This window comes from Streptomyces sp. NPDC048637 (genome assembly GCF_040650675.1).
In the GTDB taxonomy this organism is placed as follows: domain Bacteria; phylum Actinomycetota; class Actinomycetes; order Streptomycetales; family Streptomycetaceae; genus Streptomyces.
Window position 1 is genome coordinate 15,644 of the sequence record NZ_JBEZHQ010000011.1, and the last position, 21,103, is coordinate 36,746.

27 protein-coding genes are annotated in these 21,103 nt (G+C 67.9%); 5 read left to right on the top strand and 22 right to left on the bottom strand.

Features of this window, described 5'->3' with window-relative positions; all coding sequences use genetic code 11:
* Positions 1 to 4 precede the first annotated feature (4 nt).
* Entirely contained in the window at positions 5 to 1,333 is a 1,329-nt protein-coding gene (gene hisS / locus AB0C46_RS16475; RefSeq protein WP_362828510.1) for a histidine--tRNA ligase, read from the top strand.
* Positions 1,334 to 1,377: 44 nt separating this feature from the next.
* On the top strand, positions 1,378 to 1,989 hold the full coding sequence (locus AB0C46_RS16480; RefSeq protein ID WP_362828511.1) for a hypothetical protein: 612 nt from the start codon (positions 1,378 to 1,380) through the stop codon (positions 1,987 to 1,989).
* 210 nt (positions 1,990 to 2,199) lie between these two features.
* On the opposite strand, the gene AB0C46_RS16485 is transcribed toward AB0C46_RS16480, so the two are convergent.
* Positions 2,200 to 2,478 carry a hypothetical protein gene (locus AB0C46_RS16485; protein WP_362828512.1) on the bottom strand — a complete coding sequence of 93 codons (279 nt, stop codon included), beginning with the start codon at positions 2,476 to 2,478 and terminating at the stop codon, positions 2,200 to 2,202.
* 188 nt (positions 2,479 to 2,666) lie between these two features.
* On the opposite strand from AB0C46_RS16485, the gene coaA reads away from it, so the two are divergent.
* Positions 2,667 to 3,650, top strand: a complete 984-nt coding sequence (gene coaA / locus AB0C46_RS16490) for a type I pantothenate kinase (protein WP_362828513.1) — start codon at positions 2,667 to 2,669, stop codon at positions 3,648 to 3,650.
* Between the two features lie 14 nt (positions 3,651 to 3,664).
* The gene (locus tag AB0C46_RS16495; protein WP_362828514.1) at positions 3,665 to 4,603 is read left to right on the top strand and encodes a DUF389 domain-containing protein; all 939 of its coding nucleotides are present in this window, start codon (positions 3,665 to 3,667) and stop codon (positions 4,601 to 4,603) included.
* Positions 4,604 to 4,713: 110 nt separating this feature from the next.
* Here the strand turns inward: AB0C46_RS16495 and glmM are convergent, their stop codons facing one another.
* The 4 genes from glmM to AB0C46_RS16515 form a co-directional block, all read right to left on the bottom strand.
* Positions 4,714 to 6,072 (bottom strand): phosphoglucosamine mutase, encoded by a 1,359-nt coding sequence (glmM, locus tag AB0C46_RS16500; RefSeq protein ID WP_362828515.1) that lies wholly within the window; start codon positions 6,070 to 6,072, stop codon positions 4,714 to 4,716.
* 141 nt (positions 6,073 to 6,213) lie between these two features.
* Positions 6,214 to 6,726: a 30S ribosomal protein S9 gene (rpsI, locus tag AB0C46_RS16505; protein WP_018090882.1), complete on the bottom strand. Its 513-nt coding sequence runs from the start codon at positions 6,724 to 6,726 to the stop codon at positions 6,214 to 6,216.
* A 43-nt stretch (positions 6,727 to 6,769) separates the two neighbouring features.
* Positions 6,770 to 7,213: a 50S ribosomal protein L13 gene (gene rplM / locus AB0C46_RS16510; RefSeq protein WP_006604900.1), complete on the bottom strand. Its 444-nt coding sequence runs from the start codon at positions 7,211 to 7,213 to the stop codon at positions 6,770 to 6,772.
* Positions 7,214 to 7,649: 436 nt separating this feature from the next.
* On the bottom strand, positions 7,650 to 9,275 hold the full coding sequence (locus tag AB0C46_RS16515; RefSeq protein WP_362828516.1) for an ATP-binding cassette domain-containing protein: 1,626 nt from the start codon (positions 9,273 to 9,275) through the stop codon (positions 7,650 to 7,652).
* Between the two features lie 56 nt (positions 9,276 to 9,331).
* Here AB0C46_RS16515 and AB0C46_RS16520 point away from each other — a divergent pair, with 56 nt between their 5' ends.
* Positions 9,332 to 10,201: a hypothetical protein gene (locus AB0C46_RS16520; protein ID WP_362828517.1), complete on the top strand. Its 870-nt coding sequence runs from the start codon at positions 9,332 to 9,334 to the stop codon at positions 10,199 to 10,201.
* 49 nt (positions 10,202 to 10,250) lie between these two features.
* On the opposite strand, the gene truA is transcribed toward AB0C46_RS16520, so the two are convergent.
* From truA to rpsH, 17 genes are all read right to left on the bottom strand, one after another.
* Positions 10,251 to 11,105, bottom strand: coding sequence for a tRNA pseudouridine(38-40) synthase TruA (gene truA, locus AB0C46_RS16525; protein WP_362828518.1), 855 nt, complete (start codon positions 11,103 to 11,105; stop codon positions 10,251 to 10,253).
* Positions 11,106 to 11,201: 96 nt separating this feature from the next.
* Positions 11,202 to 11,669, bottom strand: a complete 468-nt coding sequence (gene rplQ, locus AB0C46_RS16530) for a 50S ribosomal protein L17 (RefSeq protein ID WP_018090886.1) — start codon at positions 11,667 to 11,669, stop codon at positions 11,202 to 11,204.
* Between the two features lie 138 nt (positions 11,670 to 11,807).
* Positions 11,808 to 12,830 (bottom strand): DNA-directed RNA polymerase subunit alpha, encoded by a 1,023-nt coding sequence (locus AB0C46_RS16535; RefSeq protein ID WP_003956430.1) that lies wholly within the window; start codon positions 12,828 to 12,830, stop codon positions 11,808 to 11,810.
* 109 nt (positions 12,831 to 12,939) lie between these two features.
* Positions 12,940 to 13,566, bottom strand: a complete 627-nt coding sequence (rpsD, locus tag AB0C46_RS16540; protein ID WP_129295753.1) for a 30S ribosomal protein S4 — start codon at positions 13,564 to 13,566, stop codon at positions 12,940 to 12,942.
* A gap of 26 nt (positions 13,567 to 13,592) precedes the next feature.
* A complete protein-coding gene (rpsK, locus tag AB0C46_RS16545) occupies positions 13,593 to 13,997 on the bottom strand; it encodes a 30S ribosomal protein S11 (RefSeq protein ID WP_004571845.1) in 405 nt (134 codons plus the stop codon).
* Positions 13,998 to 14,093: 96 nt separating this feature from the next.
* Entirely contained in the window at positions 14,094 to 14,474 is a 381-nt protein-coding gene (gene rpsM, locus AB0C46_RS16550; protein WP_129295752.1) for a 30S ribosomal protein S13, read from the bottom strand.
* A gap of 198 nt (positions 14,475 to 14,672) precedes the next feature.
* Positions 14,673 to 14,786, bottom strand: a complete 114-nt coding sequence (gene rpmJ, locus AB0C46_RS16555) for a 50S ribosomal protein L36 (RefSeq protein ID WP_003956441.1) — start codon at positions 14,784 to 14,786, stop codon at positions 14,673 to 14,675.
* Between the two features lie 60 nt (positions 14,787 to 14,846).
* Positions 14,847 to 15,068: a translation initiation factor IF-1 gene (infA, locus tag AB0C46_RS16560; RefSeq protein ID WP_003956442.1), complete on the bottom strand. Its 222-nt coding sequence runs from the start codon at positions 15,066 to 15,068 to the stop codon at positions 14,847 to 14,849.
* A 190-nt stretch (positions 15,069 to 15,258) separates the two neighbouring features.
* Positions 15,259 to 16,095, bottom strand: coding sequence for a type I methionyl aminopeptidase (gene map, locus AB0C46_RS16565; protein WP_362828519.1), 837 nt, complete (start codon positions 16,093 to 16,095; stop codon positions 15,259 to 15,261).
* A gap of 122 nt (positions 16,096 to 16,217) precedes the next feature.
* The gene (locus tag AB0C46_RS16570) at positions 16,218 to 16,874 is read right to left on the bottom strand and encodes an adenylate kinase (protein WP_362828520.1); all 657 of its coding nucleotides are present in this window, start codon (positions 16,872 to 16,874) and stop codon (positions 16,218 to 16,220) included.
* On the bottom strand, positions 16,874 to 18,187 hold the full coding sequence (gene secY, locus AB0C46_RS16575) for a preprotein translocase subunit SecY (RefSeq protein ID WP_362828521.1): 1,314 nt from the start codon (positions 18,185 to 18,187) through the stop codon (positions 16,874 to 16,876). Before secY ends, AB0C46_RS16570 begins: the two co-directional genes overlap by 1 nt.
* Positions 18,188 to 18,412: 225 nt before the next feature.
* Positions 18,413 to 18,868, bottom strand: coding sequence for a 50S ribosomal protein L15 (gene rplO / locus AB0C46_RS16580; RefSeq protein ID WP_006604890.1), 456 nt, complete (start codon positions 18,866 to 18,868; stop codon positions 18,413 to 18,415).
* A 1-nt stretch (position 18,869) separates the two neighbouring features.
* Positions 18,870 to 19,052: a 50S ribosomal protein L30 gene (gene rpmD, locus AB0C46_RS16585; RefSeq protein ID WP_030074796.1), complete on the bottom strand. Its 183-nt coding sequence runs from the start codon at positions 19,050 to 19,052 to the stop codon at positions 18,870 to 18,872.
* Positions 19,052 to 19,654, bottom strand: a complete 603-nt coding sequence (gene rpsE, locus AB0C46_RS16590) for a 30S ribosomal protein S5 (protein WP_006604888.1) — start codon at positions 19,652 to 19,654, stop codon at positions 19,052 to 19,054. The genes rpmD and rpsE overlap by 1 nt, the downstream gene beginning before the upstream one ends.
* A gap of 46 nt (positions 19,655 to 19,700) precedes the next feature.
* Positions 19,701 to 20,084, bottom strand: coding sequence for a 50S ribosomal protein L18 (rplR, locus tag AB0C46_RS16595; protein ID WP_362828522.1), 384 nt, complete (start codon positions 20,082 to 20,084; stop codon positions 19,701 to 19,703).
* A gap of 3 nt (positions 20,085 to 20,087) precedes the next feature.
* Positions 20,088 to 20,627 carry a 50S ribosomal protein L6 gene (gene rplF, locus AB0C46_RS16600; RefSeq protein WP_362828523.1) on the bottom strand — a complete coding sequence of 180 codons (540 nt, stop codon included), beginning with the start codon at positions 20,625 to 20,627 and terminating at the stop codon, positions 20,088 to 20,090.
* A gap of 22 nt (positions 20,628 to 20,649) precedes the next feature.
* The gene (gene rpsH / locus AB0C46_RS16605; protein ID WP_006604885.1) at positions 20,650 to 21,048 is read right to left on the bottom strand and encodes a 30S ribosomal protein S8; all 399 of its coding nucleotides are present in this window, start codon (positions 21,046 to 21,048) and stop codon (positions 20,650 to 20,652) included.
* Between the last annotated feature and the right edge of the window lie 55 nt (positions 21,049 to 21,103).

Sequence of the window (21,103 nt, forward strand, 5' to 3'; positions counted from 1 at the left end):
CGGCATGGCCTCGTTGAAGCAGTTTGAGCCCGCGTCAGGTACCCGCGATTTCCTCGCCGTTGAGCATCAGAGGCGGGAACGCGCGTTCGCGACTATCCGGGAAGTGTTCGGCCGATATGGCTTTCAGCCCCTCCAGACGCCGGCGTTCGAGCGGCTGGACGTTCTCACCGGCAAGTACGGCGACGAGGGCGACAAGCTGATCTTCAAGATCCTCCGGCGTGGTGAGCATGAGGCGACCGGCGAGGCCGATCTTGCTCTGCGCTATGACCTCACGGTGCCCCTGGCTCGCGCGGTGGCGGCCTACGGCAGCCAGCTGCCCTCCCCGTACAAGCGGTACGCCATCGATCCGGTGTGGCGGGCGGACCGGCCGGGCAAGGGGCGCTTCCGCGAGTTCGTGCAGTGCGACCTGGACATCGTGGGCTCCTCCTCTCCGTTGTCCGACGCCGAAGTCGTCCTGGCCCTTCACGACGCTCTGGATGCGCTCGGCGTGCCGGAGTTCCGGTTCCTGCTGAACTCCCGGCATGTTCTGTTCGGTCTGCTGGAGGCATACAGCGTCCCCGCGGACCTGGGGTCCGGAGTGCTGATCACGCTCGACAAGCTCGACAAGCTGTCCCCGGAGGCTGTCGTCGAGGAGCTGGTTTCGGGCCGCGGCCTGTCGTCCGAGGTGGCGCAGGGCCTGGTGGATGACCTGACGTCGCCGGATGCGGTGGAGCGGATCAGGGGTGAGCTGAAGTCCAGCGAGGTGGGTCAGGCGGGTCTGGCTGAGGTGGACCGGCTGCTGGAGCTGACCAAGGACGCCATTCCCGCCGAGCGGATCGGCTTCACACCAAACCTCGTGCGCGGCCTCGACTACTACACGGGAGTCATCTTCGAGGTCACCGCGCCGGGCATGCCGGGGTCGATCGCGTCCGGCGGTCGGTACGACGGTCTCATCGCGCGGCTCGGGGGGAAGGATTCCCCGGCCTGTGGCGGGTCGCTGGGCATTGAGCGCATCCTGCCGCTGCTGGAGCAGGGCGAGACGGGTGGCTACTCGCAGATCGATGTGGCCGTCACGGTCATGGGCGAGGATCTGTCTGCGGACAGCTTCCGGGTGGCGGCTGAAATCCGCCGAGCCGGGGTTCGGACGGGTGTTTACCTGGGGTCCAGTGGGAAGTTCGCCAAGCAGATGAAGTGGGCCAGTGATCAGGGGGCCCGCTTCTGCGTGATCTATGGCCAGGCGGAGCGTGATGCCGGCTCGGTCACGCTGCGGGACATGGACAGCGGTGAGCAGGTCCAGGTCCCGCTCGACCAGGCCGCCACCGAACTCGCGCGGCGGTGCGCACCATCCAGTTGACGCGCAGCGGACCCATTCCGCTGCCGACCTTCGAGGAGTAGCGGATGGGAACGCAAGGCGATCGGATCTTCCAGATCACGGCTGAGCGGGGGTTCCCGGACCCCTGGCTGAGCTTCGGAGACTCACTGTGCGATGAGGCGGCACTCAGTACGGAGTTAACCCGGGCGATCAGCAAGGCCCGCAAGGAGCCGACGGCTGAGGCGCGCACCGAGGTCACCCGGGTCTTCCAGGCGAAGAAGGCGAACCTGCGCCGCTGCGCCGGGATTCTCGACCAGGTGCTGGGCGACTACGACGCTTCGGGCATGTGGACGGTCCTGGACGAGCGGGCCGGCAGGCTGGACGTCGCGGACGTGCTGGAGACCTGGGGCCGCACCCAGGCACTGCACCCGTTCCCTGTGGTGCTCAAGAGCCTGGAGTTCAACTGGGGCTTCATGAAGGAGCACGGCGTCCGGGCGTTCTACGAGATGACCCGGGGCTACGTCTCGCGGCTTCAGGAGAACACCGAACGCTGGCATGAAGCCTGGCGCGGCGAGGCCGAGACGGGAGTGGTGGACCGCATCACCTCCATCGAGTGCGACCTGGCGAGCATCGAGGCGCCGATGCACTGCGACGTGTGCAAGAAGACGATCACCGCGCTGCTCTACCTCGACGAGTAGCCCGCGGCGCCCGACGAGCGCCACTGACCTGACGCGCTGTGTCCCGCTCCAAGGGATCGGAGCGGGACACAGCACGCGGGGCCAGTACAGGTGGAGCGTGCCGTCACGGGCGCCGAGGCGCCAGGAACCCGACAGGGAGATGCCGGCTGATCAGGCGGCGTCGGAGCACGGAGATCCGGCGATCAACCGGTTGACGGTTTCCAGCTCCCCTCAATACCCCCGCGCTATCCGCTCCTGCGCCTCCCACACCGTCTCCAGGAACTCCTCGTCCGCCTCCGCGTCGGCGCCGGGGCCGGTGCCCGGCTCGTAGCGTTCCAGGATGTCGGCGAGGTCCTCGCCCAGGTCCTCGTCCGGGAGGTCCTCCGCCAGCTCGGCGTGGACCCGGGCGGCGAAGCAGTCCGACGCGATGTCCGTTCCCCGGCCGCCGTTCGCGCCGGCGGCCCTCCCCCACGGCCGCTGTCCCAGCAGACCGGCCTTACGCGTGCGCACACGCACCCCCTGATTCGTCCTCGGCCCGAAGCCGGGCTCTCTCCCCGTCACCGACCGTACCGGGCAATATCCGTCGGGTACAGACGACCAGGGAGAGAAACACCCAAGCCAGGCCCGACGACCACAAGACTGCCCCCGGCCGGCCACCCCGAGGTGAACGGCGGGTGACAGCTGCGCACAATGGGCCCGTGCCCCTGACGACCGATCCGCAGCAACGACGCCGCGCCGACAGCTCCCCGTACGTCGATCTGACGCGCGCACAGTGGAGTGCCCTGCGGGAGAAGACCCCGCTGCCCCTGACGGCCGACGAGGTCGAACAGCTGCGTGGCCTGGGCGATGTCATCGACCTCGACGAGGTACGCGATGTCTATCTCCCGCTGTCCCGGCTCCTCAACCTCTATGTCGGCGCCACCAGCAATCTGCGCGGTGCGCTGAACACCTTCCTCGGCGACGTGGGCGGCGGCCCCCAGCCCGGTACCCCGTTCGTCATCGGGGTCGCGGGCAGCGTGGCGGTCGGGAAGTCCACCACCGCCCGGCTGCTGCAGGCGCTGCTGGCCCGCTGGCCCGAGCATCCGCGCGTCGAGCTGGTCACCACCGACGGGTTCCTCTTCCCCAACGCCGAACTGCACCGGCGCGGTCTGATGTCCCGCAAGGGCTTCCCGGAGTCCTACGACCGGCGGGCGCTGACCCGCTTCGTCGCGGATGTGAAGTCCGGCAAGGCCGAGGTCACCGCACCGGTCTACTCCCACCTGATCTACGACATCGTGCCGAGCGAGCGGCTGACCGTGCAGCGCCCGGACATCCTCATCGTCGAGGGCCTGAACGTGCTGCAGCCGGCGCTGCCCGGCAAGGACGGCCGCACCCGCCTCGGGCTCGCCGACTTCTTCGACTTCTCCGTCTACGTCGACGCCCGCACCGAGGACATCGAGAAGTGGTACCTCGGCCGCTTCCGCAAGCTGCGCGAGACCGCCTTCCAGAACCCGTTCTCGTACTTCCGCAAGTACACCCAGGTCTCCGAGGACGAGGCCCTCGACTACGCGCGCATGATCTGGCGCACCGTCAACAAGCCCAATCTGCAACAGAACGTCGCCCCGACCCGCGGCCGCGCCAACCTGGTACTGCGCAAGGGGCCGGACCACAAGGTGCAACGGCTGTCGTTGCGCAAGCTCTAGGGAGTGCGAACGCCGTGCTGCATCTGCGCCTGATCGTCCCTGCGGACCGTACCGACGAGGTGCTCCAGCTGCTGGAGACGACCGTCGGAACGACCCATCTCGTCGTGCTGAGCGGTGCGGCCCGGGATCCCCAGGGCGATGTGGTGATGTGCGATGTCGCCCGGGAGGCCGGGGACGGACTGCTGGCCCGGCTGCGGGAGATGAGGCTCGACCGGACCGGTTCGATCGCGATCGAGCACATCGACCTGTCGCTGTCCCGGCGGGCCGACCGGGCGGAGGACGAGGCACCCGGCGAGGGCGCGGATGCCGTCCTGTGGGAGTCCCTGGCCGACGCCACCCACGAGGAGTCCACGCTTTCGGCCACCTACCTCGCGTTCCTGACCCTCGCGACGATGATCGCGGCCTGCGGTGTGGTCCTGGACAACGCCATTCTGATCGTCGGCGCGATGGCGGTCGGCCCGGAGTTCGGCCCGCTGGCGGGAATCTGTACGGCCCTGGTCCGGCGCGCCCCGCGGCTGGCCTGGCGCTCGCTGGTGGCGCTGGTCGTCGGATTCGCCGTGGCCATGGTGCTGACCTGCGGCTTCAGCTACTTCATGGACGCGGTGGGGCTGTTCACCGAGCACCGGGCCGAGGGCCCGCGGCCCAATACGTCGTTCATCTGGCAGCCGGACTGGATGTCGTTCGTGGTGGCCTTCCTCGCCGGTGTCGCCGGCACCCTGTCGCTGACCTCGGCGAAATCCGGCGCCCTGGTGGGCGTGGCCATCTCCGTCACGACGGTGCCCGCCGCCGCCAACGCCGCCGTCGCCTTCACCTACGGCGACTACGCACAGACCTGGGGCTCCTCCACCCAGCTCCTGCTGAACCTGGCGGGCATCGTGGTCGCCGGCACACTCACCCTGGCCACACAGAAGCTCCTGTGGGCCCGGCACGGCACCCTCCCGGTGGCCCGCTAACGACAGGAACGGCCTCGCCCCGGGAGCGGCAGGTGCCACCCCGGGGCGAGGCCGGACATTCCGCGGAACCGCGGTGCGTCAACGGCGGCTGCGGCCACCGCGTACGGCACTCATCCCAGCGCCGACTTGACCGCGTCCGCCAGCCGCTCGGCCACCGCACGGGCCTGCTCGATGTCCGCCGCCTCCACCATCACCCGCACCAGCGGCTCCGTACCGGACGGCCGCAGCAGCACCCGCCCGGTGGCGCCCAGCTCCCGCTCCGCCTCGGCAACCGCCGCGGTCACCTCGGGAGAGGTGGCCACCCGGGACTTGTCGACGTCGGGGACGTTGATCAGGATCTGCGGCAGCCGCTCCATGACGCCCACCAGCTCGGCCAGCGGCCGGCCGGTCGCGGCGAGCCGGGCGGCCAGCATCAGACCGGTCAGCGTGCCGTCGCCGGTGGTGGCATGGTCCAGCACGATGACGTGCCCGGACTGCTCGCCGCCCAGCGCGAAGCCGTGCGCCTTCATCTCCTCCAGAACGTACCGGTCGCCGACCGCGGACTGCACGAGGTCGATGCCCTCGCGCTCCATGGCCAGCTTGAAGCCCAGGTTGGACATGACGGTGGCGACGACGGTGTTCTTGCGCAGCGTGCCCGCCTCGCGCATACCGAGCGCCAGGACGGCCAGGATCTGGTCGCCGTCGACCTCGTTGCCCTCGCGGTCCACGGCCAGGCAGCGGTCCGCGTCGCCGTCGTGGGCGACACCCAGGTCGGCGCCGTGCTCGACCACGGCAGCGCGCAGCAGCTGCAGATGGGTGGAGCCACAGCCGTCGTTGATGTTCAGGCCGTCGGGGTCGGTGCCGATCGTGATGACATCGGCGCCGGCCCGCGCGAACGCCTCGGGCGAGACCCGCGCCGCCGCGCCGTGCGCGCCGTCGATGACGATCTTCAGCCCGTCCAGGCGGTTGGGCAGCACGCCGACGAGGTGCGCGACATAGTTGTCGAAGCCCTCGTCATAGACGGTGACCCGGCCCACGCCGGCACCGGTCGGCCGCTCCCAGGGCTCACCGGAGCTGTGTGCGTGGTAGGTCCGCTCGATACGGTCCTCCAGCTCGTCGGCGAGCTTGTGGCCGCCGCGGGCGAAGAACTTGATGCCGTTGTCGGGCATCGGGTTGTGGCTGGCGGAGAGCATCACGCCGAGGTCCGCGCCGAGCGAGCCGGTCAGATACGCGACCGCCGGGGTCGGGAGCACCCCCACCCGCAGCACGTCCACACCGGCGCTGGCCAGGCCCGCGACGACCGCGGCCTCCAGGAACTCACCGGACGCGCGTGGATCGCGACCGACCACCGCCACCGGCCGGTGACCTTCGAAGGTGCCCGCTTCAGCGAGTACATGCGCCGCAGCGACCGACAGACCGAGCGCCAGCTCCGCCGTCAGATCCGCATTAGCGACGCCGCGCACACCGTCCGTGCCGAAGAGTCGTCCCACTGGTGTCCTCCGAGTAGATGAGCTTGGACCAGAGCATTAAGTCCAGGTATACGCCCCTGGTCCCGGATAGCCGAACGCCCCGGCAGCACGGAGGTGCCACCGGGGCGTTCGCCAAGATGCTGCATGGTGCAGCGCGCGCGATTAGCGCTTGCTGTACTGCGGCGCCTTGCGGGCCTTCTTCAGACCGGCCTTCTTGCGCTCGACCGCACGGTCGTCACGCTTGAGGAACCCGGCCTTCTTCAGCGCGCCGCGGTTGTTGTCCACGTCCGCCTCGTTCAGCGCACGGGCCACGCCCAGGCGCAGCGCACCGGCCTGGCCGGAGATGCCGCCGCCGGAGATGCGGGCGACAACGTCGTAGCGGTTGTCGAGCTCGAGCACCTTGAAGGGCTCGTTGACTTCCTGCTGGTGCACCTTGTTGGGGAAGTAGCCCTCAAGGGTGCGACCGTTGATCTTCCACTGGCCGGTGCCCGGAACGATCCGGACGCGGGCGATGGCGTTCTTGCGACGGCCCAGGCCGGCAGCCGGCTGCGGGTCGCCGAAGCGGGAGGCGAGGGACTCGGAGGTGTACTCCGACTCCACGACCTCGGTCTCAGTGGTGTATTCCTCGACGGCGTCGTCGTTCTCGATGACGGTCTCGGGAGTGGTCTCGGCCACGATGCTCCTCAGAATTCTCTGTCGTCTTAGGGGGTGGCCGGAACTACTGCGCGACCTGGGTGATCTCGAACGGGACCGGCTGCTGCGCAGCGTGCGGGTGCTCAGCGCCCGCGTAGACCTTCAGCTTCGAGAGCATCTGACGGCCGAGGGTGTTCTTGGGGAGCATGCCCTTGATGGCCTTCTCGACGGCCTTCTCGGGGTTCTTGTCGAGCAGCTCGTCGTAACGGACGGAGCGCAGACCGCCCGGGAAGCCCGAGTGGCGGTAGGCCATCTTCTGGGTCCGCTTGTTGCCGGACAGGTGCACCTTGTCCGCGTTGACGATGATGACGAAGTCGCCCATGTCAACGTGCGGCGCGTAAACGGGCTTGTGCTTACCCCGCAGGAGGGACGCGGCCTGGGTGGCCAGACGGCCCAGGACAACGTCCTGCGCGTCAATGATGTGCCACTGGCGCTGGACATCGCCGGGCTTGGGGCTGAACGTACGCACGGTTAGCCTTCGCTTCTTCAGAGGTGGGGTATCCCCAGGCCCTGAGGCCTCGGGGACGGGTCCTGTACTGGTCACCACGACCGATCACACCAGCAGGAGCGGCACTACGGGTGACGCAACCCGATCGTCCGTCGCTGGTCATCGGCCCGGTGGACCGCGTAAGGGCCCCCTCACGTGAGATAGAGCAAGCCAATACGCATAACGAACAGACAGCGTACCGGCCCGGCCCCGACGGGGTCAAAACGCCCCCCGAACCGGCGTGCGGACCCGCTCCGCCGACGCCGTCACGGTGACCGCGCGTATCACCCGTCTCACGCTGCTCACCCGCACCGCCGGCGCACCGCCCGCGCCCGGACCTCCGGACCTCCCGGACCTCCCTGCCCGCCCGAGCCCGCCCGGGCCGCCCGAGCCGCCCGGGCCGCCCGGCCCGCCGCGCCTACCGCGCCCGCTCCACCCGCCGCTCGTCCCACACCGGCTCCGCCGTCTCCCGCACCAGCCCGTCCGAGCCGAACACCAGGAACCGGTCGAAGGACCGGGCGAACCACCGGTCGTGGGTGACCGCCACCACCGTCCCCTCGTACGCCTCCAGCCCCTCCTGCAGCGCCTCCGCGGACTCCAGGTCCAGGTTGTCCGTGGGCTCGTCCAGGAGGAGCGCGGTCGTACCGGACAGCTCCAGCAGCAGGATCTGGAAGCGGGCCTGCTGGCCGCCGGAGAGCCGGCCGAAGGTCTGGTCGCCCTGGCGCTCCAGCTCGTACCGGCGCAGGACGGACATGGCACCGCCCCGGTCCTTGGCATGCTCCTTCCAGAGGATGTCGACCAGGGTGCGGCCCTCCAGCTCGGGATGCGCGTGGGTCTGCGCGAAGTGACCGGGCACGACGCGCGCGCCGAGCTTCCACTCCCCCGTGTGCCGTACGCCGTCCCCGGCGAGCAGCCGCAGGAAGTGCGACTTACCCGAGCCGTTGGAGCCCAGGACCGCGACCCGCTCGCCGTAGAAGACCTCCAGCGAGAACGGCTTCATCAGGCCGGTCAGCTCCAGGTTCTTCGCCGTGACGGCGCGGACGCCGGTGCGCCCGCCGCGCAGCCGCATGCGGATGTCCTGCTCCCGCGGCGGCTCCTGCGGCGGCCCGCCCTCCTCGAACTTCCGCAGCCGGGTCTGGGCGGCCTGGTAGCGGGAGGCGAGGCCGTCGTTGAAGGCGGCCTTGTTCTTGAGCGTGTTCACGAGCTGCTTGAGCTGCGCATGCTTCTCGTCCCAGCGCCGCCGCAGCTCCTCGAAGCGGGCGAAGCGCTCGCGCCGGGCCTCGTGGTACGTGCCGAAGCCACCGCCGTGCACCCAGACATCGCTCCCGGCCGGGCCCGGCTCCACGCTGATGATCTTCTCCGCGGAGCGGGCGAGCAGCTCCCGGTCGTGCGAGACGAACAGCACCGTCTTCCGCGTCTCCCGCAGCTGCTCCTCCAGCCACCGCTTGCCGGGAACGTCGAGGTAGTTGTCCGGCTCGTCGAGCAGCAGCACCTCGTCGGGCCCGCGCAGCAGCGACTCCAGCACCAGCCGCTTCTGCTCGCCGCCCGAGAGCGTCCGCACCTGCCGCCACTGCGCCTTCTCGTACGGCATCCCCAGCGCCGCCACCGTGCAGATGTCCCAGACGGTCTCGGCCTCGTAGCCGCGGGCCTCGGCCCAGTCGCTGAGTGCCTGGGCGTAGGCCATCTGCGCGGCCTCGTCGTCGTCCTCAGCGGTCATGATCGCCAGCTCGGCGGCGTCCACCGCCGCGGCCGCCTCCCTGATCCGCGGCTGGGCCACGGAAACCAGCAGGTCACGTACCGTGCGCTCATCCCGTACGGAACCCACGAACTGCGGCATCACCCCCAGCCCGCCGCTGACCGTCACCGCCCCGCCGTGCGGCTGCAGCTCCCCCGCGATCAGCCGCAGCAGCGTCGTCTTGCCGGCGCCGTTGGCTCCCACCAACGCGACCGACGCGCCCTCCCCCACCCGGAAGGACACGTCCCCCAGCAGGGCCCTCCCGTCCGGCAGGTAGTACTCCAGATGTCCGGCCTCAAGATGTCCCATGAGCGGGATTGTGACCGGCCTCCAAGCCTTCTACCAACCGCATTAGGATGCGCGGCATGAGCTTTGGGCAAGGCGGGCCGTTCGACGGCCCCGGGGGTTCTTCGTCGTCCACGCCGGACTGGGGTGCACTCGCCGAGGAGAGTGCGGCACAGGCCCGCCGCAAACGCTGGATATGGATCGGCGGCGGCGCGCTGGCCGCCCTCGCGGTGGCCGGCATCGTCACCGCCGCCGTCATGACCGGCGGCGCCTCGAAGGGCGGCGGCCCGACGGCGGCGCCCACCGCGTCCGACGAGGCCGCGGTGCCGGACGACAAGCCGTCCTTCCCCGACGTCTCCGTCCCGCCCCCGCCCAACCCGCGGGACTACATCTCCGACCCCAAGAAGGACAAGGCGCCGCTGACGCCCGCCACACTCTTCCCGCAGAAGAGCATGGTCGTCGGCGAGCACACCTACCCGCGCACCAAGACCGCCACCACCAAGGACTGCACCGCCGGGGCCCAGGGCCCGCTGGTCTCCTCGCTGTCCCACAACGGCTGCCGGCAGCTGCTGCGTGCCACGTACTCCAAGGGCGGCGTCGGGGTCACCATCGGCATCGCGGTCTTCGACTCGCCCGCCAAGGCCGCCAAGGTCATGAACGAGAACAAGGCCAACCTCATGCCGCTGCCCGGCGGCGGGGTCCCCTCGGACTTCTGCCAGGGCACCAAGTGCCGGATGGCGACCAACGCCACCGGCCGCTACGCCTACTTCACGATCGCCGGCTACCTCAACGGCAAGGACGTCACCGGCACCGAGACCAAGGCCCGGCAGATCGCCCGGGACGGTGGCGCCTTCGCGTTCAGCCAGATCACCCAGCGCGGCAAGGACCAGGCCGCGAAGGCCGCCGAGAAGCAGCTGCAGGACGCCCGGAAGAAGGCCGGCCAGTCCTGACGCCTCCGGTGGCGCCGCCCTTCCGGCGGCGCCACCACCGGGCCGCCGCTCAGCAGCAGCCGCCGGCCGGCAGCGTCCGCTTGTTCCGCGCCTCCTGATTGCGCGCCATCAGCAGCTCATCGGCGGGATAGCCGACCTCCTCCAGCGTCAGCCCGTGGGGCCGGACGACATGCACGGCGGAGTCCCGTACCCCGGCGGCCAGCACCTTGCCGGGCCACTCCACCGGCCGGTGCCCGTCCCCGACGAACAGCATCGCCCCCACCAGCGACCGCACCATGTTGTGGCAGAAAGCATCCGCCCGCACGGTCGCCGTGATGATCCCGTCCGCCCCCCGCACCCAGCTCAGCTCCTGGAGCGTACGGATCGTCGTCGCGCCTTCCCGCCGCTTGCAGTACGCCGCAAAGTCGTGCTCGCCCAGCAGCGGACGGGAGGCCGCGTTCATCGCCTCGACGTCCAACTCCCAGTCGTGCCACAGCACATGGCTGCGCAGCAGCGGATCCACCCCGCCGTGGTGATCGGTCACCCGGTACGCATAGCGCCGCCAGATCGCCGAGAACCGCGCATTGAACCCGTACGGCGCCTCGGTGAGCCGCCACACCCGCACATCCTTCGGCAGCCGCCCGGCCAGCCGCCGCAGCAGCTTGTCCGCATGCTCGGCCCACAGCTCCGCGGGCAGATCCACATGCGCCACCTGCCCCCGCGCGTGCACCCCCGCGTCCGTCCGGCCCGCAACGGTGAGCTCATACGTCTCCCCGGACCGCGTCACCGTCCGCAGCGCGTCCTCGATCTCCCCCTGGACGGTCCGCCGCCCGCCGGCCTGCTTCGCCCACCCAGAGAAGTCCTTCCCGTCGTAGGAAAGGTCCATCCGCACCCGGACACAGCCCGGCTTCACTTCGTCACTCACACCAGCAATCCTCTCAACCCGCGAGGTGAGGCCCGCACCCGAACGCGAAAGCGGGCCCGCCCCGAAGGGCGAACCCGCTCACGCGTAAGTCAGGACTCAGGCGTCCTTCGACTCCTCGGTCGCCTCGGCAGCCGTGGCCGCCTCCGCGTCCTTGGCCGCACGCTTGGTCGCGGCCTCGGCCTCACCGGTGGCCTGCTGGGCCACGGTCAGCGCCTCCACCAGCTCGATGACGGCCATGGGAGCGTTGTCGCCACGGCGGTTACCGATCTTGGTGATACGGGTGTAGCCACCCGGGCGGTTCTCGAACCGCGGGGCGATCTCCGTGAAGAGCGTGTGGACGACGCTCTTGTCCGAGATCAGCTGCATGACCTGACGGCGGTTGTGAAGGTCGCCCTTCTTCGCCTTGGTCACCAGACGCTCCGCGTACGGACGCAGACGACGGGCCTTGGCCTCGGTCGTCGTGATGCGGCCGTGCTCGAAGAGCGCGGTGGCCAGGTTGCGCAGCATGAGGCGCTCGTGCGCAGCGCTGCCGCCCAGACGGGCACCCTTGGCGGGCTTCGGCATGGTGTATCTCCTTCATAGCTGCACCGGCCGTATCAGGTACCGGTGTCAGTTCCCACGAGGCGGCCGCCCCGCGGAAGCACAAAAATCAGCCCGTCCGGCGATTGAGGACAAAGCCTCAGCCGCAACGAACCCGCAGGCTCAGTACTGCTCGGTCTCCACGAAGCCCGCGTCCGCGTCGTCGTCGGCGCCAAAGGCGTCCGCGGCGGCGGTCGGGTCGAACCCGGGAGGCGAGTCCTTCAGCGCCAGGCCCATGCCGGCCAGCTTCGCCTTGACCTCGTCGATCGACTTCGCACCGAAGTTGCGGATGTCGAGCAGGTCGGCCTCGGAGCGCGCCACGAGCTCACCCACGGAGTGGATGCCCTCACGCTTGAGGCAGTTGTACGAGCGGACCGTGAGCTCCAGCTCCTCGATCGGCAGCGCCAGGTCAGCGGCCAGGGCGGCGTCCGTCGGGGACGGGCCCATGTCGATGCCCTCGGCGTCGATGTTGAGCTCGCGCGCCAGACCGAACAGCTCGACCAGGGTCTTACCGGCGGACGCCATGGCGTCACGCGGCCGCATGGCCTGCTTGGTCTCGACGTCGACGATCAGCTTGTCGAAGTCGGTGCGCTGCTCGACACGGGTCGCCTCGACCTTGTAGGTGACCTTGAGCACCGGCGAGTAGATGGAGTCGACCGGGATACGGCCGATCTCCTGGCCCACCTGCTTGTTCTGGACGGCGGAGACGTAGCCGCGACCGCGCTCGACGGTCAGCTCCATCTCCAGCTTGCCCTTGCCGTTGAGGGTGGCGAGGACCAGGTCCGGGTTGTGCACCTCGACACCGGCCGGGGGCGCGATGTCAGCAGCGGTGACCAGGCCGGGGCCCTGCTTGCGCAGGTACATCACGACCGGCTCGTCGTGCTCCGAGGAGACGACCAGCTGCTTGATGTTGAGGATGAGGTCGGTGACGTCCTCCTTGACGCCCGGCACGGTGGTGAACTCGTGCAGGACACCGTCGATGCGGATGGACGTGACCGCCGCACCCGGGATCGAGGACAGGAGGGTACGACGCAGGGAGTTGCCGAGGGTGTAGCCGAAGCCCGGCTCCAGCGGCTCGATCACGAACCGGGAGCGGTATTCGTCGACGACCTCTTCGGTCAACGAGGGACGCTGAGCAATCAGCATGGTGTTCGATCCTTCAGTCGTGGACGCCCGCTATTTGACGCCCGCTGTACTGACAAGGGTACGGGCGGCACGGCGCCATCGGCTCCGTACCGCCCCCACCGGTCAGCTCTTACTTGGAGTAGAGCTCAACGATCAGCTGCTCCTGCACCTGGGTGTCGATCACCTGGCGCTCGGGCATGCTGTGCACGAGAATCCGCAGGTTCGACGGAATCGCTTCCAGCCAGGCCGGAACCGTCTTCTCGCCGGCCTCGGCCTTGGCCACCTCGAAGGGGGTCAGGTTCCGAGAGCCCTCGCGGACCTCGACGATGTCGTTCACGGACACGCGGGCCGACGGAATGTCGGTCTTGCGCCCGTTCACCGTGATGTGTCCGTGACGGACCAGCTGACGGGCGTGGTCGCGGGACTTGGCAAAGCCGGCCCGGTAAACCACGTTGTCGAGGCGGGTCTCAAGGATGCGCAGAAGGTTCTCACCGGTCTTGCCGGTCTTCTGGTTCGCTTCCTTGTAGTAGTTCACGAACTGCTTCTCAAGGACACCGTAGATACGGCTGCACTTCTGCTTCTCACGAAGCTGGAGCAGGTACTCGCTGTCCTTGGTGCGCCCGCGTCCGTGCTCACCCGGGGGGTAAGGACGAATCTCGATCGGGCACTTTGCGCTCTCACACTTGCTGCCCTTGAGGAACAGCTTCTGCTTCTCCCGACGGCAACGCTTGCAGTCGGCCCCGGTGTAACGCGCCATATTGTTTTGTCTCCTACTTCAGCTGGTCAGACGCGGCGACGCTTGGGCGGGCGGCATCCGTTGTGCGGAGTGGGGGTGACGTCCTGGATCGAACCCACCTCAAGGCCGGTGGCCTGGAGGGAGCGGATCGCGGTCTCACGGCCGGAGCCGGGACCCTTGACGAAGACGTCGACCTTGCGCATGCCGTGCTCCTGCGCGCGGCGGGCGGCCGACTCGGCGGCCATCTGCGCGGCGAAGGGGGTGGACTTGCGCGAGCCCTTGAAGCCGACGTGGCCGGCAGAGGCCCAAGAGATCACGTTGCCCGTGGGGTCCGTGATCGAGACGATCGTGTTGTTGAACGTGCTCTTGATGTGAGCGTGCCCGTGGGCGACGTTCTTCTTCTCCTTGCGGCGCACCTTCTTGGCGCCGGCCGTACGGCCCTTCGGAGGCATTCATTACTCCCGTGGAGGTGGTCGGTCCTACAGCGAAGACCGCTTGCAGGGGCCTGGGGGACGTCCCCCAGGGCACACAGTGCGTCCTGCTGAGGACTACTTCTTGCCCGGCTTCTTCTTGCCGGCGATCGCGCGACGCGGACCCTTGCGGGTACGGGCGTTCGTGCTGGTGCGCTGACCGTGCACCGGCAGACCGCGACGGTGACGCAGACCCTGGTAGCAGCCGATCTCGACCTTGCGGCGGATGTCGGCCTGAATCTCGCGACGGAGGTCACCCTCGGTCTTGAGGTTGTTGTCCACGAACTCGCGGATCTTGATGAGGTCTTCCTCGGCAAGATCGCGAACACGGGTGTTCGGGTCCACGCCGGTGGCGGCGAGGGTCTGCTGCGACAGCGTCCGCCCGATACCGAAGACGTAGGTGAGGGCGACCTCCACACGCTTTTCGCGCGGGAGATCAACGCCTGCGAGGCGTGCCATTGATGTGGCTCCTGATGGCTATTCGGAGGTCTTCCGCAGCACCGTTCCCGTAAGACTCTGAAGAATTACGAGCCGGGTCCCCGGCCTCCGAGCCGGGGGTGTCGTCCCCACGCGAGTGATGCGGGGGTCGGGTGACTGCGTATGTACGTATGTGCTTGCGTCGCGCGAAAACTGCGAAATGCAGGTGGTCGGCGTGCGTCAGCCCTGGCGCTGCTTGTGGCGCAGGTTGTCGCAGATGACCATGACCCGGCCGTGGCGGCGGATCACCTTGCACTTGTCGCAGATCTTCTTGACGCTCGGCTTGACCTTCATGGGATGTGAGGTTCTCCGGGTCAGTGCCGTCACCCCACGGGAGCGGGGCGGCGACAAGATCTACTTGTAGCGGTAGACGATCCGGCCACGCGTCAGGTCGTACGGAGAAAGCTCCACCACGACCCGGTCATCCGGGAGAATGCGGATGTAGTGCATCCGCATCTTGCCGCTGATGTGCGCGAGGACCTTGTGACCGTTCTGGAGCTCCACCTTGAACATGGCGTTCGGGAGGGACTCGATCACGGTGCCCTCGATCTCGATGGCACCTTGCTTCTTGGCCACGCTTCGCCCTTCGAATCGGCTACCTTGATCGACTATCCCGCACCACACCCTCAACCAAGAGGGCATACGGATGCACGAGAGCCGACGCGTCAGTCTACGCCAGCGTCCAGGAAAAGACGAATCCAGGATTATTGCCCATCGGGCGTGATCCTTACGCCAGGACGACCCGGCGCATACAAGGGGGCCCGGCTCACACCAGGGGGTCGGGGGCCGCCGTGATACCCAACTCGGCGAGCTTGGCCTTCCCGCCGTCCGGCGCGGTCAGCACCAGCGGGCCGTCCTCGGTCAGCGCGACCGAGTGCTCCCAGTGCGAGGACCAACTGCCGTCGTTCGACTTGACCGTCCAGTCGTCGTCGAGGACGTGGGTCTTGGCCGTACCGAGGTTCACCATCGGCTCGATCGCGATGCAGAAGCCGGGCACCAGCTTCGGGCCGCGGCCGCGCTTGCGGTCGACGTAGTTCAGCAGATGCGGGTCCATGTGCATCTGCGAGCCGATGCCATGGCCGCCGTAGTCCTCGACGATGCCGTACTTACCGCCGGCCGGCCGGGGCTGGCGACGGATGTAGCCCTCGATCGCCTTGGAGATGTCCACCAGGCGGTTGCCCTTGGCGACCGCCGCGATGCCCGCCCACATCGACTCCTCGGTGACCCGGCTCAGCTCGACCAGCTCCGCCGAGTGACCGGAACCGACGAAGGCGGTGTACGCCGCGTCGCCGTGCCAGCCGTCGATGATCGCGCCGCAGTCGATGGAGATGATGTCGCCGTTCTGCAGCACCGTGTCGGTGCCGGGGATGCCGTGGACCACGACATCGTTGACCGAGGTGCAGATCGTCGCGGGGAAGCCGCCGTATCCGAGGAAGTTCGACTTCGCACCGTGTTCGGCGAGCACCTTGCGTGCCGCGTCGTCCAGGTCCTTGGTCGTGGCGCCCGGCACCGCGACCTTCCGGGTGGCCGCGTGAATGGCGGCGACCACCAGCCCCGCCTCGCGCATCTTCGCGATCTGCTCGGGGGTCTTGATCTCCACCATGACGGCTGGCGCCTTCCTGAACCGACTACAACGCTGCTCCGGCGGTCGTCACAACCGCCCCGTACACGATACGGCCGCGGTACCCGTTACGGGCACCGCGGCCGTAGGCAAGCCGTTTGCTGCTACGCGTCCCGGGACGGCAGGGCCGCCATCGCGCGCTTGGTGACCTCGTCGACCTTGCCCATCGCCAGGAGCGTGACCACCAGGTCCTGCGCCTTGTAGTAGTCGATGATCGGCTCGGTCTCCGTGTGGTAGACCTCCAGGCGCTTGCGGACGGTCTCCTCACGGTCGTCGTCCCGCTGGTACAGCTCGCCGCCGCAGACGTCACAGACGCCCGCGGTCTCCGGCTTGTTGTACTCGGCGTGGAAGACGTGGCTGCTGTCGTTGCGGCAGATCCGCCGGCCGGCGATCCGCTTGACGACCTCGTCCTCGGGGACCTCCAGGTCCAGGACGGCGTCCAGCTTGAGGTTCTTGTCCTTGAGGTACTCGTCCAGCGCCTTGGCCTGGCCCAGGTTGCGGGGGAAGCCGTCCAGGAGGAAGCCGTTGGCTGCGTCGGGCTGCTCCATACGGTCCTCGGCCATCGCGATGGTGACCGAGTCGGGCACCAGATTGCCGGCGTCCATGTATGACTTCGCCTCGCGGCCGAGGGGCGTCCCCTGGCTGATGTTGGCGCGGAACAGGTCCCCCGTGGAGATGTGCGGGATCGCGAGGTTCTTGGCAAGGTACGCAGCCTGCGTACCCTTGCCGGCCCCCGGGGGTCCGACGAGGACGATTCGCATCAGCGGAGGAACCCTTCGTAGTTGCGCTGCTGAAGCTGGCTCTCGATCTGCTTCACGGTCTCCAGGCCCACACCCACGATGATCAGGATGCTTGTCCCGCCGAACGGGAAGTTCTGGTTCGCGTTGAAGAGCACCAACGCCACTGTTGGTACGAGCGCGATCAGCCCCAGGTACAGCGAGCCCGGCCACGTGATCCGGTTGAGCACGTAGCTGAGGTACTCGGCCGTCGGGCGACCAGCCCGGATACCCGGGATGAAGCCACCATACTTCTTCATGTTGTCGGCAACTTCTTCGGGGTTGAAGCTGATGGCCACGTAGAAGAAGGCGAAGAACACGATCAACAGGAAGTACGTAACGATGTAAACCGGGTGATTTCCCTTGGTGAAGTTGGTGGCGATCCACGTCGCCCATGCCGCCTTCGACCCGCTGAACTGTGCGATGAGGGCTGGAATGTAGAGCAGCGATGACGCGAAGATGACAGGAATCACACCTGCCTGATTCACCTTGAGCGGGATGTAAGTGGACGTTCCGCCGTAGGACCGGCGGCCGATCATCCGCTTCGCGTACTGCACCGGGATCCGCCGCTGCGCCTGCTCGACGAAGACCACCAGGGCGACCATCGCGAGGCCCACCGCGATGACGGCCAGGAACTCGATCCAGCCGTCGGCCAGCTTGCCCTGGAGCTTGATCTGCCACAGCGCGCCCGGGAAGCCGGCGGCGATCGAGATGAACATCAGGATCGACATGCCGTTGCCGATACCGCGGTCGGTCACCATCTCACCGAGCCACATGATCAGGGCGGTGCCGGCGGTCATCGTGATGACCATCGTGATGGTGGTGAAGATCGAATCGCTGGGCACGATCTCGCTGGCGACCGGGCAGCTCTGGAAAAGCGCACCACTGCGGGCGGTGGCCACCAGGCCGGTGCCCTGCAGGATGGCGAGCGCCACGGTCAGATAGCGCGTGTACTGGGTAATTTTCGCCTGACCGGACTGCCCCTCTTTCTTGAGGGCCTCCAGTCGCGGAATCACCACGGTCAGCAGCTGGAGGATGATGCTCGCCGTGATGTACGGCATGATCCCCAGCGCGAAGATCGTGATCTGCAGCAGCGCACCACCGCTGAACATGTTCACCAGGGCGAACAACCCGCTGTTACCGCCGGCCTGCTTCATACAGGTCTCGACGTTCGCGTAATTCACCCCGGGGACCGGGACATGCGCGCCGATCCGGTAGAGCACGATGATGCCCAATGTGAACAGCAGCTTTTTGCGCAGGTCGGGCGTCTTGAACGCTCGGGCGAACGCGGTGAGCACGGTGCCTCCTGCGCCTCCCGCCTGTGCGAGAGGTGACGGTCTTGAGGATCGACGAATAGTTAGCGGCCAAAACCGCACAGGCACGGCCCGTGCGGCGAACGTCCGAGGTCTGGTCCCGGACAAAACAACACTGCACGCCACCTTACCGGCGACCGTACCCCCTTGGAACGACCAACCGGGGATGCCCCAATCGATGGGCATCCCCGGTCAGTTGAACCAGCGAACTCAGATGAGCTCGGTGACGGTGCCGCCGGCAGCGGCGATCTTCTCCTTGGCGGAGCCGGAAACGGCGTCAACCGAAACCTGCAGCGCCACGGAGACCTCGCCCTGGCCCAGGACCTTGACGAGCTCGTTCTTGCGCACCGCGCCCTTGGCGACCAGATCGGCCACCGTGACCTCGCCACCCTGCGGGTAGAGCTCGGCCAGCTTGGCCAGGTTCACGACCTGGAACTGCTTGTGGGCGGGGTTCTTGAAGCCCTTCAGCTTCGGGAGGCGCATGTGGAGGGGCATCTGCCCGCCCTCGAAGCGCTCCGGAACCTGGTAACGGGCCTTCGTGCCCTTGGTACCACGACCAGCGGTCTTACCCTTGGACGCCTCACCACGACCGACACGGGTCTTGGCGGTCTTGGCGCCCGGGGCGGGCCGGAGGTTGTGGACCTTCAGCGGGTTGTTCTCCGCCATGTCAGTCGACCTCCTCAACCGTCACGAGGTGGCGGACGGTGTGCACCATGCCGCGGAACTCGGGACGGTCCTCCTTGACAACCACGTCGTTGAGCCGCTTGAGGCCCAGCGAACGAAGGGTGTCGCGGTGGTTCTGCTTGCTACCGATGAAGGACTTCGTCTGCGTGATCTTGAGGTGCGCCATTACGCGGTCACCCCGGCACGCGCCCGCAGCAGAGCGGCGGGAGCAACGTCCTCCAGCGGCAGGCCACGACGGGCCGCGATCTCCTCGGGGCGCTGCAGGCCCTGAAGCGCGGTCACCGTGGCGTGCACGATGTTGATCGGGTTCGACGAACCGAGCGACTTGCTCAGCACGTCGTGGATGCCCGCGCACTCCAGAACGGCACGCACGGGGCCACCGGCGATCACACCGGTACCGGGGGAAGCCGGCTTGAGCAGGACAACGCCCGCAGCCTTCTCGCCCTGGATGGGGTGAGGGATGGTGCCCTGGATACGGGGGACCTTGAAGAAGTTCTTCTTGGCCTCTTCCACGCCCTTGGCGATGGCAGCCGGAACTTCCTTGGCCTTGCCGTAACCGACACCTACGGTGCCGTCACCGTCGCCCACCACGACCAGCGCGGTGAAGCTGAAGCGACGGCCACCCTTGACAACCTTGGCGACACGGTTGATCGCGACAACGCGCTCAACGTATGCGGTCTTCTCGGCGGCAGCGCCACCGTCGCGACCCTTCCGGTCCCGCCGCTCGCCGCCACCGGCACCGCTCCCGCGGCGCTGGGGTCCAGCCATTGGATTTACCTCTCTCTGTTACGTCCGCTAGCTCCGGAACCGGGGCTTAGAACTTCAGCCCGGCTTCGCGGGCGGCGTCGGCCAGAGCGGCAATCCGCCCGGCGTACTGCTTGCCACCACGGTCGAACACGACGGCCTCGACACCGGCGGCCTTGGCACGCTCAGCGACCAGGGAGCCGACCTGCTTGGCCTGAGCGCTCTTGTCGCCCTCGCCACCACGAATCGAAGCGTCCAGGCTCGACGCGGAGGCCAGCGTGTGGCCCGCGATGTCGTCGATGACCTGCGCGGTGATGCCACGGTTGGTCCGCGTCACCACCAGACGCGGACGCTCCGGTGTACCCGAAATCCGCTTACGGATGCGGATGTGGCGACGCTTAGCGGCGGCGCGCTTGTAGGCGTCACCCTTAGCGATCTTCACACCGTATGCCATGGCTTACTTACCAGCCTTTCCGACCTTGCGGCGGATGACCTCGCCGGCGTACTTGACGCCCTTGGCCTTGTACGGGTCAGGCTTGCGCAGCTTGCGGATGTTCGCCGCCACCTCGCCGACCTTCTGCTTGTCGATGCCCTCGACGCTGAGCTTGGTCGGGGACTCGACCTTGAAGGAGATGCCCTCGGGCGCCTCGACGACGATGGGGTGGCTGTAGCCCAGCGAGAACTCCAGGTTGGAGCCCTTCGCCTGGACGCGGTAGCCGACACCGCTGATCTCGAGCGCCTTGCTGTAGCCCTGGGTCACGCCGGTGATCATGTTCGCCACCAGCGTGCGGGACAGGCCGTGCAGGGCCTTGTTCTGACGCTCGTCGTTCGGGCGGGAGACGTTGATCACGCCGTCCTCACCCTTGGCGACCTCGATGGGCGCCGCGACGGTGTGCGAGAGGGAACCCTTGGGGCCCTTCACCGCGACCGTACGGCCATCGATGGTGACGTCCACACCAGCGGGAACCTGGATGGGCAGCTTGCCAATACGCGACATTAGCTATTCCTCCGTTCCCTGGTTACCAGACGTAGGCGAGGACTTCCCCACCCACGCCCTTCTTGCTGGCCTGCTGACCGGTCAGGAGACCGTGGGACGTGGAGATGATCGCCACGCCCAGGCCGCCGAGGACCTTCGGCAGGTTGGTGGACTTTGCGTAGACCCGCAGGCCCGGCTTCGAAATCCGCTTGATGCCGGCGATCGAGCGCTCGCGGTTCGGGCCGAACTTCAGCTCGAGGACGAGGTTCTTGCCAACCTCTGCGTCCTCGACACGCCAGCCGGTGATGTAACCCTCCTGCTGGAGGATCTCCGCGATGTGCGACTTGATCTTGCTGTGCGGCATCACGACGGTGTCGTGGTATGCCGAGTTCGCGTTCCGCAGACGGGTCAGCATGTCTGCGATGGGATCAGTCATGGTCATGAATTGGCCTTCGGCCTCTCTCGCCGGGGTTTCCTATGTGCGCCATCCCTCTCCC